This is a genomic window from Virgibacillus sp. MSJ-26, assembly GCF_018918075.1.
Classification (GTDB): domain Bacteria; phylum Bacillota; class Bacilli; order Bacillales; family Amphibacillaceae; genus MSJ-26.
This window is the reverse complement of sequence record NZ_JAHLPW010000003.1, coordinates 164,785-177,518: the sequence shown is the minus strand read 5'-3', so window position 1 is coordinate 177,518 and position 12,734 is coordinate 164,785. Positions and strand designations below refer to the sequence as shown.

Below are 12,734 nucleotides of genomic sequence, written 5' to 3'. Positions count from 1 at the left end.
GATGATAGATTACTATTTTTATTAGTTATTTTCCGATTCTCTTTCCTTTTTTAAATCGTAATAGGCTTTAAAAATTCCTTTGGCGATATTGTGTTTCGTAGGTGTGCCCAACCCTATGCCTGTATTGGGTACAAGGACTGCAATCGCGATTTCGGGATTATCAAAAGGGGCGTAGGCAACCAATGAATGATTTTCCGTATTTGCCACTTTCTTACCGTCTTCATATATTTCATTTTCAGCTGTTCCAGTCTTAGCAGCAATATTGTAAGAGTTGTAAGGAGCTTCATTAAAATAACTATGAGCTGTTCCGTCAGTACTTTGAGCAACTCGACGAAATCCTTCTTGAACCCGTTTAATATATTGATCATCCATTTGAATCTTGTTTAGAATATCTGGGTTGATTTCTTTTCGTATTGGTCCTAGGTAATCTTCGGCAATTGGTGCTCTGACTTCTTTGAGAAAGTGCGGGCGGATTCTATAACCATCATTGGCGATTGTTGATACATATTGTGCCAGCTGTAACGTGGTGAATGTATCGTAGTTGCCAATTGCAAAGTCCAATAGATTCCCTGCTTTCGGGTGTTCGCCTTTATACCCTGTTGCTTCATAAGGAAAATCAACACGTGTTTCAACGCCAAGTCCGAATTGGCTAAAATAATTTCGCATCTCTGTTATCGCTTCAGGATGATAGACTATTTTTTTCCCTGGCTGATAATTATATTCGCCTCCCATACGCATGGCGATATGGAACATATATATGTTTGAAGATACTTTTAGGGCATCGATATCATTTAATGTTCCTAAACCATAAGGCTTCCAAGACTTTTTTGGGGGTGTTCCGGCAATTTTTATAGGCTCATCGTAAAACGTAGTACCGATATTAATTACCTCCGATTGAAAACCCGATAAGATAGTAGCACCTTTCACGACAGAACCAGGTTGTCTGGCATCATACATTACTTGATGATCCGCATTTTCATATTTACCTTTTTCTTTATTGTAATGTTGGCCTGATATTGCTAAAATTTCACCTGTTTTGGGATTGAGTGCTACGGCCATAACATCTTGTAGGTATCGATTTAAATAGGGATTTTTATTTTTTGTAGTCTTCAGTTGATCTCTGGTTAGGTCGGAAACGCGTTTCTGTAAATCCATGTCAATCGTCAATACTAAGTCATTGCCGCTTTCACCATCGGAAATTTTACTTGTATCGACTATTTCACCTTGTTTATTCGTCGTATATTGAACTTGTTCTTTCTTTCCCTGCAAAAAATCTTCATATTGTTCTTCCAAGCCACTTTTGCCGACTCGGTCGTTTCGGTTATAACCTTTAGCAAGATACGTACTTAGTTTCTCAGAAGGGATACCTTGTTTTTCTGAGGTAACCGTTCCTAATATATTTTTAAACGTATCCTTGAAGGGATAAGACCTGTTCCAGTCAGTCGTCGTATTAATTCCAGGTAATTCATCTAAATGCTCGGAAACTTTGGCATATTCTTCAAAAGAAACATTTTCATTTTTGATAATTTTTGGTGTTAGTTCATATGCTTTATCCATTTCTTTTTTTATTAAAATAATTTGTAAATCTTCTTCTGAAAAGTGGCTAATTTCATCTTTTGTAATTCGATCTAAAATCGTATTATATTGTTCTGTGTTATCCAATTTAGAGATTTCTTTCTTAGATATTTTTTTATTTGCTTTTTTTGGATGACGCAAATACCAATACTCTCTTTTTTCACGATCGGTAATCGTTTTTAGTTTACTTTTTTTCGTTTTTTTATCATACAAGGTCATAAATTTGGATAAATCTTGGGCTACTTTCAGTTTTTCCTCTGCTTGAACGCCTTTTGGCGGGATATAGGTAATGGCGTATAACGCTTTATTATCAACGACTACTTTATGGTTTCGGTCATAGATGTTTCCGCGTGGTACTGGAATTTTAATCGTATCTTTAACTGTACTATAAACTTCATCTTGATATTTTTGTCCGTTTAAAATCTGGACAGTCCCTAATTGAGTGATAAGCGCAGTGAAGAGTACAAAAATAATAAAAAATAGTAAATTTAAACGAAAAGGAAGTTGTACGCTCTTTTTTCTTTTTTGTTTCATGGGAATCCTCACTTATTTGAATTTTGTTGTGACTTTTATCGATACAATTTCTGTTTCATTGTTATCGCTTATGAAGATAATCGTATAAATTATCAATAAAACTACTGTTCAATTGGGTTGCAGAGTTGCCTGACGAATAATCTTCTGCAAGTGAAAGAAGTATGAAACTGTCCTCTTTCTTTTCAAAAGCTAGTAAAAAACTATTTTCAACTCCTTTTTCGCCTTTACGCCTTTTTAACTCCGCGGTTCCGGTTTTGGCAGCTAGTTCATATTTCGGGTTAGATAATCTATGCGCTGTTCCATTAGGATTGTTAACCACCTCTTCTAGACGGTGTTTCATTTCGTTTGCAGTTGCGCTTGTGATAGCCGATTTTGTTTTAGGTTCGCTATCATCATTTATTAATCTTGGATAAACAATATCTCCTTCATTTTGAAAGATTGAATACATGGCTACCTGCTGAATAGGTAAAATTAGTAACTCACCCTGACCATAGGCGGTGTCGGCTAACAGAATCTCTGAATCAAATGTTGGTTTATTTGAAATTTGGGCTGGCTCCATGGCTATGGGGAGATCGAGTTCCTCACCAAAAATAAACTGATCGAGACCTTTTCTAAACGTTTCTTCTCCCATTTCAAGAGCCTCTTGCGCAAAATAAATATTATCGGAATAGATAAGCGCTTTTTTCATATCAACATTTTCAACATCGGAAACACGAGTGACCGAGTAATCTCCCCAGGATTTATTCTTTTTCCAATTTAAACCTTCAATTTTTCTTACCTTATCCGGATAAGTTACTTTACTATCTAAGCCAATACTGGCTGTAAGGGCTTTAAAAGTAGAACCAGGAGCATACCGGACTGCAAATCTGGAGATAAATGGTTTATCGGGATTGTTTGCATACACGTCGTAGTCCTTTTGAGATATTCCTTGTGTCATTAAATTAGGGTCAAAAGAAGGGGAAGATGCGAGAGCATAAAATCCTCCATCTTTGGGATTCATCACAACGGTGGAACCAGGTTGTTTATTTAAATTTTCAAATGCTTCTGTCTGAATATAAGCATCAATCGTTAGATGAACATCTTTTCCATCAATTTTTTTGTTTCTTGTACGACTTGTTTTTTATGTCCTTGTTCATCGACAATTATTATTTCTCCACCATTTGTACCGCGTAAGTCTTTATCTAGGGTTTTCTCTAATCCAGATTTTCCAATGATGTCTCCTTCAGCAAGAGAAGGATGTTTTTCCAAATCTTCTTTAGTTACTTTTCCTGTATAACCAATTAAATGAGCTGCAGCTTCTTTTAAAGGGTAATATCGACGTTTTGTGTTTTGATAAGTTACTCCAGGCATTTCCTCCGCCTTACTAGGATCGATCATTTTTATAGGAACAAATAAATCATCTTTCACCCAACTTTGATTTAACTTTTGATTTATTTCATCAATCGGTATATCAAATACCTGACTTATAGTTTCTAATATTTTCTTCTTCTCATCGCCTTCTTTTAGATCGCTTGGTACAATGCCTAACGACTTAAACTCTTTATTTATTGCTAATCCGTTATTTAAGCGATCCTTGATTTCGCCTCGTTCCGCTTTTAAAACTCGAAAGGACACTTTATCCTTACCTTCCATGCCAGGAAGAATTAATGAGGGATCCCATTTTAATAAGAAATGATGATTTGTTTTTATTATTTTTGTGTGATAATTCAATCCTTCTAACTTTCCTAAAGGGGTGGTAAAGCTTAAACGGAAAGTAAAGTCGTATTCTTGGTTATTTATTTTATTAATTTTAATGTTGGAAGCATGTATATGATTTATCTGAATCCCGTTAAATATTTGTTGATATTTTTTTATAACGTCATCAAGGGAGTATTCTAAGGAAGTGTATGATTGTGGTTCCAACACCTTATCTAAGTTGTCATAGTCTTTGTTTTCTAATATTTGAATGAAAGCATCTGCTTTCTTATTTACTTCGCTACTATCGTTTTCGATGATTACTTTATAAATAATCAAGCCAGTGAGACTTGCAAATACAAATGTCATGATTAATTTAAAAATAAAAGAGGAATTGGCTCTTCTTTTTTTGTGTGTAATTCTACGATTCACATCATTCACGTCACTTTCATTTGAATTAATTACTACGTTTGTAGTATTTAGGGTAAAACTACACCTGTAGTAATTAGGGTAATTATAGCATATATTTTATAGATATCAACTTTGAATAGTGTTCAAGCCCAGCTTCTATAGGAAATAGCCTTTGCTGATGAAAAAAGTAGTTTTAGTTAAAAAACAGCAAACAGACGAGGGCACCCCCGTCTGTTTTTCTATGCAACGTCGTTTTTCGAATCTTGAACTTCAAGGTCCACTTGCAAGTTTTCCATTTTATTTTTCTTGCCTTTCCAGAAGAATAAAACAGCAATCAATACCGTTGTGATGAGCCCGCCAATGTGTGACGTGCTATATGACAACCCGAAGCCTAGATTACTATCATACAAGATATAAGCAATAACCATATCTGTAATGAACAAGGCGGGGATGAGCGCGATAAAGTAATTTTTCTTTTTCACTAGTAAATACATCGTGCCGATCCACAGGGCGAGTGCTGCTGTTCCTTGGTTGGCAAAAGAGAAGTAACGCCATAATATATTAAAATCAATGGTCGTCAACCAGTAAGATACAACAAATAATGGAATAGCAATAGCAAGACGCTTTGCTAGTTTAATTTGATTAATGTTTAAGTAATCTGCGATGATATTACGTGCAGCTCGGAACGCTGTATCACCAGATGTGATGGGAAGAACGACTGCACCAAGAACAGCAATCGTACCACCGACAGCACCGAGAAGCGTCATGGAAACTTCATTAACGACAAGAGAAGCGGTACCTTCATTAATTAAACCTTGTAATGTTTGGCCGTCAAATAAGCTAATTGCAGCAGCGGCCCAGATCATAGCGATCACACCTTCAGCAACCATCATGCCGTAAAAAATATAACGTCCTTCTTTTTCTTTTTGTGTCGTTCTCGCGATTAGTGGTGACTGAGTAGCGTGGAAACCTGATAACGCTCCACAAGTAATTGTTAAAAACAAGATTGGTAGAATCGGTGTATTTTCTGGGTGCATATTCTGAATGTTCAACTCAGGAATAGAGTAATCCGAGAATATCAAAGCAATTCCTACCCCGATGGTACCAATGAGAAGGACGGCACCAAAGAACGGATAAATTCGTCCAATGATTTTGTCGATTGGTAAAATGGTAGATAAGAGAAAATAAGTGAATATAACCATCACGATAACGATAAGAGCAACTTTTCCATCAATTAACACGTGTAATAATGAGGCAGGTGTTGTGACGAAAACGGTTCCAACTAATAGTAATAATAAAAGCGCAAAGAAATTTACTAAGTGCTTAGCAATTTTCCCTAAAAATTTACCAGCAAGCTCAGGGATATGTGCCCCTCTGTTTCTAATCGAAATCATCCCTGTTAAATAATCATGAACCCCTCCGGCGAAAATCGAGCCAAGCACGATCCAGAGAAAGGCGACAGGCCCGAATAAAGCACCCATTATCGGTCCGAAAATCGGCCCCGTTCCCGCTATATTTAAAAGTTGAATAAGCGCATTTTTTTGCTTATGCATCGGCACATAATCTACCCCGTCCTGATTCGCATAAGCCGGTGTTTGTCTTTCCTCGTCTACCCCGAACGTTTTTTCAACAAACTTACCGTATGTGAAATATGCAATAACCAACAAGGCTATCGCCACTAAAAATGTAATCATCTATTAAACATCCTCCTTTTTATAGAAAGCGCTTTCCCCGATATAATTATACAAGTCACTTCACAAAAATCAATCTTTAACTACGAAACATGAGGTAAGCAGTATTAGATACTTATGTAAAGTCGCATGAAGGGGCTATAGAACAGAAGGAAGGGACCATAGAATCAAATGAAAGGCCATAGAATAATGCAGCCCAGCTAATAAGCGTTTATTATATCACTAGCTTAACGAAACAACTTCAAACATGCCTCAAAAACACGAATCCATTCGCTTGTTAACTTTTTCTAAAAATGCAGATAAAGTTTGTATTATTGGTTTCGATGTAGTACATTAGAAGTTAGGAACATATGTTCTTATAGATTATAAAGGGGTAAACTAATGAAAGATCAACAACTACTTAAAGAATTGGAAAATAAAATTGAAAATATGAAAAAAGAAATGATGGATTTAGGCATTAATATGGGGTTAAATAATTCCAAAACGCTTAAAAGCAGTCAGAATCTTGACGAGCTGATTGTCGAGTACCAAAAACGCAAAGACAAAGATTGAAGCTCCGTCGTTTATTGATGTCGGGTTGACATGCTGAGTGAAGCACGGATAAAGTTAAATCAAAAAACGGGTGCCAAGTATAGACTTTATTCGAGATTATGTGCGTACCTGGCGACCTGTTGTCTTAATCAAAAGGAATAAATTCTTCTAACTCTTCAACAATGAATTCTACTTCGGTTTTTTTATATGTATCACCCCCTGAACAATTTCATAACCTTGACTTGACTATTGAAAAGCTTCCTGTGTCTATATTAAAATTAAATATAATATGTATATCGAAAGCAGAAAGATGGATATTTTAATAATTAAAAATATAAAAGAGAGGAAAATCATCATGGGGAAAAAGAAAAAGCACAAAAACGACTGGGCAGAAGCGAAGAAGAGATGCAGGTTGAATCAATATGATATTCAAATGGCGAAAGAGCTTGGAATGACGCCTAAAAGTTTGCTCAAGAATATACCTTCCCCGACTCAGCAATGGAAGGAACCGGTAAAAGTATGGGTTCGCAACTTGTATGAAGATAAATTTGGAAAAGTTCTTGGGGAGGATGGCAACTAGTATGGAGCCTTTAACTGCAAAGGAAATACTTACTATCTTAAGAGCGGCGGATCAAATTATTGCAATGGGTGGACGAACGCAACTTGTCAAAATATTAAAAGGTTCTAAAGAAAAACGGGTACTTGAATTAGGCCTTGATACCAACCCTGCTTATGGATCTTTCAGCACTGAAACAATGGCAGAAATACTTAAAAAGGTCGATTGGATGATTGACTATGATTTTCTCGAACTTCACTTTCAGGGGAAACTCCCTACTATTGTTTTCACTGATCGAGGATGGGCGCTGGAATCCGATCAGCGTGCCGATGAATTTTTGCAGGAATGGGTCGAGTGGTTGTCCGATAATCAATCTGAACTTGACATGGGTTACTTAAAGGATCGTAACAGAGACATGATTTTATTGTTTCTTGACAAAGTAAGAGAAACGGGAAATCCACGCTTCATTCCTTTTCTAGAAGCATGGAAAGACATTGAATATAAAAAAGTACGAGCTGCGATCCAAACGGTTATTGAGGCATTGAAAAATAATGAGCCAGTTGATAAAGTTGCAATCGACGAACGAAAAAGTATACTGCAACAATATCTCAAAGGCTCCCCACCGCAGGACTTGCGACTTAAATGCTGGGAGTGTAGTGAAAGATTTACCTTTACTGTAGGAGAACAAAGATTTTATAAAGAAAAAGGTTTCTCCATGCCAAACCGATGTGAAAAGTGCCGAGAAAGAAGAAGATTCGGTCAGATGATTGATGAATTCTAGCATCCATCACGCAAAATTCCAGTGCCCTAGTCATGAACTAACTCTGAATTGATTCGGTGTCTAACACGTATATTTTTCCCTCTTTTGGAAAACTTAATAGCGATGAGTTACTACTTAAGGAGGAAAAAGACATGGCTCGTATAGGAGTTGAACAATCGTTATCGAATGTGAAAGATGCACTTATGGAAAAGGGATACAATGTAGTTGACTTGAAAAATGAGGAAGACGCAAAGAATTGCGATATGGCTGTTATTTCAGGTCAGGATAAAGATGTTATGGGCATTGCCGATGTGGTTACTGAAAACTCGGTCATTAATGCGCAAGGGGTTTCGGCTGAAGAAGTGTGCGACATGGTGAGTGAAAGAGTCCAGTAATTTTAATAAGAATATCCACAACGGGTTGAAAATGGATAATTGAATAGCATAGAATCCAAAGAGGTGAACCTGATAGGCTCACCTCTTTTTATTGAAGCGTTGTAGAACTTTTAACACTTTACAAAATTGCTATCATCAAGATACCAAAACACCGTTTAGACCTTGCTGCTAAGGGAAAAACTGAAAGCGGAGTTTTTTATTAATATGTTTAAAAATTAAAGGGAGGTTATTTTGTGGAAAAACGGATTGATTACTATAATACAGCACCCGAAGTCATTGAATTGATGAAGTCTTTAGAAAAGTATACAAAACAGTCGAATATCGACCGAAAGCTTCGTGAACTAATGAAAATCCGCGCATCTCAAATTAACGGTTGTGCGCATTGCTTGAACATGCATACATCAGACGCACGAAAAATGGGTGAAACAGAGCAGCGTATTTATTGTTTGAATGCATTTAGGGAATGCAATTTTTATTCAGAAAAAGAAAAAGCAGCCTTGGCATTGACCGAACATGTGACAGATATCTCAGTAAAAGGTGTACCCGAAGACCTGTACAAAAATGTACGCAACTTTTTTGACGAAAAAGACTATGTTGATCTCATCGTGATTATTAATCAAATCAATACTTGGAATCGATTGGCAATTTCTATGGGGAATTTTGCTACGGCTAATGAGGATGAGTGACTTTATAAAAGCAAAATTTTAGAAAGATACAGGCCACTTTTTTAATAAAAGCTAATTCTTTAAGAATGTCTCTGTAGATTTAAAACTTACACAAAACCATCTGCTAATTTATATGTACTTAGTATATATTATTTAGCAGATGGTTTTGTTATTATATAAATTATTAGTAAATAATTGAAGTGATAGGTTTGATAAAATATATACTTAGTATATAATATTCATAACGAAGATGGGAGGAATTAAACCATGATTAAAGTTAGGAATTTAAAAAAAGAATTCATTCAAGGACAAGAAAGAACTCAAGTGCTTAAAGGTATTGATTTAAACGTTGAGGAAGGAGAATTTGTAGCTGTAATGGGGCCAAGTGGTTCCGGGAAAAGCACATTACTTCAACTTTTGGGTGGCCTTGATATACCTACTGAAGGAGAAAATTTAATAAATCAGAATAACTTAAATACTATGTCGGAGAAAGAAAGAACGATATTCCGAAGAAAATATATAGGCTTTATTTTTCAAAATTATCAGCTTCTCCCCACATTAACAGTGGAAGAAAATATAGCTTTTCCTATTCATGCAGATGGGAGTTTAACCAGGGAAAAAAATAAAGAAATTTATGAATTAATGAATTCTGTCGGATTAAAAGAACTTGGCAGAAAACGAGCCAGTTTACTTAGTGGTGGTCAACAACAACGGGTAGCTATAGCTAGGGCATTGGTCAACCATCCTACTGTTTTATTGGCTGATGAGCCAACTGGAAATTTAGATAGAAATAAAGCTGAAGAAATTCTAGGCCTCATGTCAAAGTTCAATCGAGAAAGTAATCAAACAATTATAATGGTGACACATGATATTTTTGCAGCTGGATTTGCTAATCGGATTATTCTTTTTAAAGATGGGGTGGTCGATCAATTAATTTCTAGAAAGGATGAAGATTATGCTAAATATGTGGCGAATTTCATGGCGTAACATCATACAAAATAAAAAAAGATTTTTCATTTCTTTACTAGGAATTATTTTAGGCACAGCATTTGTGACCTCTATGCTGATTGCTGACAGAACGACCAATGATGTTTTCAACTATTATGAACAGATGTATGTCGCAAATGCTGATTACTGGGTTTTGAGTGATGAACATACATATCCTGAGGATGATGTTTTACCGCTTTTGTCCAGTTCAGAAGTAACGGAAACCTTACTAGCACTTGATAAGCAAGCATTCTTAGAGCTTGATGGTGATCAAACCGTAAATCAAAGAGCTGTACGAATTACAGGTGTTGATAATCAAGATAGCTCATTATTAAAACTTCCGGTTATTGAGGGGACTTTAGACAATAAAGGGTTAGTCATTCCTGATTCCACAGCAAATTTGTTAAATAAAAAGGTAGGCGATACAATTAAGTTTACCAATATGGGTGAAGCCAAAATTTCTGCCATTGTAGAATATACGCAGCTACTCGTAAGTCCAGGTGACTGGAAAGGTGCGGAATCAAGCAGTTTCCGAATGATGGCTCCACTTGAATTATTAAGAGATTGGACAGGAATGGATAACGAGCTTTCTTATGTAAGATTTCAAACAAATGGAGAAGGAGAGAAACTCTTTCAATCTCTACAGAGTGAGTTTCAGAATTCACATACCTACATACAACCCGTTGTCGCTGACGATCGACAGAGTAACGACATTGGAGGACTTTATACATTCTTTTATTTAATTGCCGGATTATCGATGTTCATCAGTGGTTTCATTGTTTTTAACATGATTTATACAAGTGTTATGGAGAGAAAAAAAGAATTTGCGATTATGAAGAGCTTTGGGTATCTTCAAAGTTCTATCTATAAGCTTATTCTGATTGAAGTATCTCTATTAGCAATTATCGGGACAGCTATCGGGACCCCCATAGGAATTTGGCTCGGAGATATGTTTATGCAAGGGTTGCTTGGAGTGTTTGAGTTTGACATGGTTTACAGTTTGAATTGGAAAATACCTACAGTAATATCAGTAATCATAGGCCTTTTATTTCCAGTCATTTTTTCTTTGTTTCCGATTTACAATGCGGGCAAGACCTCTGTATTGTTGACATTAAAGACAGCAAACCAAACACAATCATCAACGAAGAAATATATAACTAGAGTTGTCTTGGGTGCGGTCTTACTGTTTTTTATCTTTATCAATCACCCTATCTCTTATATAGCCATTATCGTAAGTGTCATTTTATTGTTTCCATTCTTGTTAATGCTGTTAAAATGGATTTTTATGCCTGTTTTAAAGACTTTCCTCGGATATTCTGGAAATCTAGCGGCTCAAAATCTTACACAACAATTAAATAGAAATGCAAATACTGCCTCCATTCTTGCTATTGGTATCTCAGTTATTCTATTGTTAAGTGCTGTTATCGAATCCGCTCCTGAAGGTTATGAAAAAGAAATTAAAAGTACTTATGGAGGCGACCTAAGAATTACATCGGAGGCAGCGTGGACTGATAAGGACATGACAAGATTGCTATCTTATGATGCTGTTGAAAATGTTGAACCTCTGACTGAAGCTACTCCGATTACTTGGGAAACAATTGATGGAATGAATAGACAATTCTCTGTTTTTGCAGTTGATAAAGATGGACCAAGTTTATTTGAGAGCCATGAAAAGGATTACTTATATAATGAGTTGGCAAAAGAACCGTCTATTCTTCTCGGAGAAAGGGCTTTTGATGAGTGGGGTGGCAATATAGGGAATTACATCACAATTAATACACCCTCAGGCACACAACAATTTAATGTTGTTGATGTTGTGAAAACATCAAATTATTCAGGTTATGTTGCATTTATGGATGAAAATCATTTAAATAATGAATTTGGTTGGATGAATAATTTCGATATGCTGTTGACCTTAAACGAAGGATATAGCGGGGATCAATTACGAAATCCGTTATGGGATGATTTCGGAGGTCATCTTGCAAAAGTTGAAACCGTAGAAGATAAAATTAATTCAACTACTTCAGCGTTAACGGGTATGAATGAGTTAATTTTAATTATGTTAGTTTTTGTTGTAGGCTTAGCTAGTATTGGTACAGCGAACACTCTACTCATGAATACTTTTGAACGTACTTCTGAAATTGGTACGATGCGAGCATTGGGCCTAACTAAACAGCAAGTCAAAAAGATGATTATCGGAGAAGGCTTACTTATAGGAGTGTCGGGAGTTATTGGGGGTATTGCATTGGGTTTCATATTGCTTTATGTTATGAGCCAGTCTAAACTACTAGAAGGATTTATATCATTTCACATTCCCCCAGGTAGTATCCTGCTCTCATTTATAGCTGGTGTTTCTTTAAGTCTCTTGGCTTCTTGGATTTCGAGTACTACGGCTAGTAAAATAAATATTATATCATCACTAAAAGAAGGTTGAACAACATGTCGGTTAAGTACGGAATATTAACATTGCTATCTCTACAAAAAGACCATGGTTATGAATTAAAACTAGGATTGGAATCACTTCTGGGAGTTAAAGGTAAAATTAATCCTGGCCAAATTTATACCACACTTGATCGTTTAATTCGGGATCAATTTGTGTTATCTGTAGGGAAAGATGACCAAGATAGAAAGCTTTATGACATAACGTCAAACGGAAAAAAAGAGTTAGAAAGCTGGCTACTAGAACCTGTGCCCTACCATTCTACTAGAGATGATTTTCACTTCAAATGGAGTTGTGCCCGCAGAATGGACTTTAAACACGAAAAGAAAATGCTTGACCAACAAAAGGCAATGATCATGAAAGATGTTATGGAATTAACTCAATTAAAAGCGGATTTTCTTTTTCAAGGTGATGAGAGTCGCTACTTATTAATTACTGGCACACTTCTGCATTTAGAAGCAGATTTGAATTGGATTCATCAAGTTGAAAATAGAAATCATAGTTAAATTTGAGGC

At 36.0% G+C, this 12,734-nt stretch carries 12 protein-coding genes; 8 read left to right on the top strand and 4 right to left on the bottom strand.

What is annotated here, in order from left to right; translation table 11 throughout:
* Positions 1-21: 21 nt before the first annotated feature.
* From KQI49_RS02820 to KQI49_RS02805, 4 genes are all read right to left on the bottom strand, one after another.
* Positions 22-2,109: a peptidoglycan D,D-transpeptidase FtsI family protein gene (locus KQI49_RS02820; RefSeq protein WP_216486604.1), complete on the bottom strand. Its 2,088-nt coding sequence runs from the start codon at positions 2,107-2,109 to the stop codon at positions 22-24.
* Positions 2,110-2,170: 61 nt separating this feature from the next.
* Positions 2,171-3,109 carry a penicillin-binding transpeptidase domain-containing protein gene (locus KQI49_RS02815; protein WP_253286652.1) on the bottom strand — a complete coding sequence of 313 codons (939 nt, stop codon included), beginning with the start codon at positions 3,107-3,109 and terminating at the stop codon, positions 2,171-2,173.
* 68 nt (positions 3,110-3,177) lie between these two features.
* Positions 3,178-4,224 carry an NTF2-like N-terminal transpeptidase domain-containing protein gene (locus KQI49_RS02810; RefSeq protein ID WP_216486600.1) on the bottom strand — a complete coding sequence of 349 codons (1,047 nt, stop codon included), beginning with the start codon at positions 4,222-4,224 and terminating at the stop codon, positions 3,178-3,180.
* 209 nt (positions 4,225-4,433) lie between these two features.
* Entirely contained in the window at positions 4,434-5,888 is a 1,455-nt protein-coding gene (locus KQI49_RS02805; RefSeq protein ID WP_216486599.1) for a carbon starvation CstA family protein, read from the bottom strand.
* Positions 5,889-6,266: 378 nt separating this feature from the next.
* Here KQI49_RS02805 and KQI49_RS02800 point away from each other — a divergent pair, with 378 nt between their 5' ends.
* The 8 genes from KQI49_RS02800 (at position 6,267) to KQI49_RS02765 (ending at position 12,725) form a co-directional block, all read left to right on the top strand.
* Complete coding sequence (locus tag KQI49_RS02800; RefSeq protein WP_216486598.1) at positions 6,267-6,437, top strand: aspartyl-phosphate phosphatase Spo0E family protein; 171 nt, start codon at positions 6,267-6,269, stop codon at positions 6,435-6,437.
* A gap of 334 nt (positions 6,438-6,771) precedes the next feature.
* Entirely contained in the window at positions 6,772-6,996 is a 225-nt protein-coding gene (locus KQI49_RS02795) for a hypothetical protein (RefSeq protein WP_216486597.1), read from the top strand.
* Position 6,997: 1 nt separating this feature from the next.
* Positions 6,998-7,753: an RQC-minor-1 family DNA-binding protein gene (locus tag KQI49_RS02790; RefSeq protein WP_253286628.1), complete on the top strand. Its 756-nt coding sequence runs from the start codon at positions 6,998-7,000 to the stop codon at positions 7,751-7,753.
* A gap of 131 nt (positions 7,754-7,884) precedes the next feature.
* On the top strand, positions 7,885-8,127 hold the full coding sequence (locus KQI49_RS02785; protein ID WP_216486595.1) for a YkuS family protein: 243 nt from the start codon (positions 7,885-7,887) through the stop codon (positions 8,125-8,127).
* 233 nt (positions 8,128-8,360) lie between these two features.
* Positions 8,361-8,813 carry a carboxymuconolactone decarboxylase family protein gene (locus KQI49_RS02780; RefSeq protein WP_216486594.1) on the top strand — a complete coding sequence of 151 codons (453 nt, stop codon included), beginning with the start codon at positions 8,361-8,363 and terminating at the stop codon, positions 8,811-8,813.
* Between the two features lie 246 nt (positions 8,814-9,059).
* A complete protein-coding gene (locus tag KQI49_RS02775) occupies positions 9,060-9,779 on the top strand; it encodes an ABC transporter ATP-binding protein (protein ID WP_216486592.1) in 720 nt (239 codons plus the stop codon).
* Entirely contained in the window at positions 9,748-12,213 is a 2,466-nt protein-coding gene (locus KQI49_RS02770) for an ABC transporter permease (protein WP_216486590.1), read from the top strand. Before KQI49_RS02775 ends, KQI49_RS02770 begins: the two co-directional genes overlap by 32 nt.
* 5 nt (positions 12,214-12,218) lie before the next feature.
* Positions 12,219-12,725: a PadR family transcriptional regulator gene (locus KQI49_RS02765; protein WP_216486588.1), complete on the top strand. Its 507-nt coding sequence runs from the start codon at positions 12,219-12,221 to the stop codon at positions 12,723-12,725.
* The last annotated feature ends 9 nt before the right edge of the window (positions 12,726-12,734 follow it).

Bases quoted from the DNA above. Each gene is read 5' to 3' on its own strand.
- KQI49_RS02820 (WP_216486604.1), bottom strand. From the start codon at position 2,109: ATGAAACAAAAAAGAAAAAAGAGCGTACAACTTCCTTTTCGTTTAAAT.
- KQI49_RS02815 (WP_253286652.1), bottom strand. From the start codon at position 3,109: ATGAATCCCAAAGATGGAGGATTTTATGCTCTCGCATCTTCCCCTTCT.
- KQI49_RS02805 (WP_216486599.1), bottom strand. From the start codon at position 5,888: ATGATTACATTTTTAGTGGCGATAGCCTTGTTGGTTATTGCATATTTC.
- KQI49_RS02800 (WP_216486598.1), top strand. From the start codon at position 6,267: ATGAAAGATCAACAACTACTTAAAGAATTGGAAAATAAAATTGAAAAT.
- KQI49_RS02795 (WP_216486597.1), top strand. From the start codon at position 6,772: ATGGGGAAAAAGAAAAAGCACAAAAACGACTGGGCAGAAGCGAAGAAG.
- KQI49_RS02790 (WP_253286628.1), top strand. From the start codon at position 6,998: ATGGAGCCTTTAACTGCAAAGGAAATACTTACTATCTTAAGAGCGGCG.
- KQI49_RS02785 (WP_216486595.1), top strand. From the start codon at position 7,885: ATGGCTCGTATAGGAGTTGAACAATCGTTATCGAATGTGAAAGATGCA.
- KQI49_RS02775 (WP_216486592.1), top strand. From the start codon at position 9,060: ATGATTAAAGTTAGGAATTTAAAAAAAGAATTCATTCAAGGACAAGAA.
- KQI49_RS02770 (WP_216486590.1), top strand. From the start codon at position 9,748: ATGCTAAATATGTGGCGAATTTCATGGCGTAACATCATACAAAATAAA.
- KQI49_RS02765 (WP_216486588.1), top strand. From the start codon at position 12,219: ATGTCGGTTAAGTACGGAATATTAACATTGCTATCTCTACAAAAAGAC.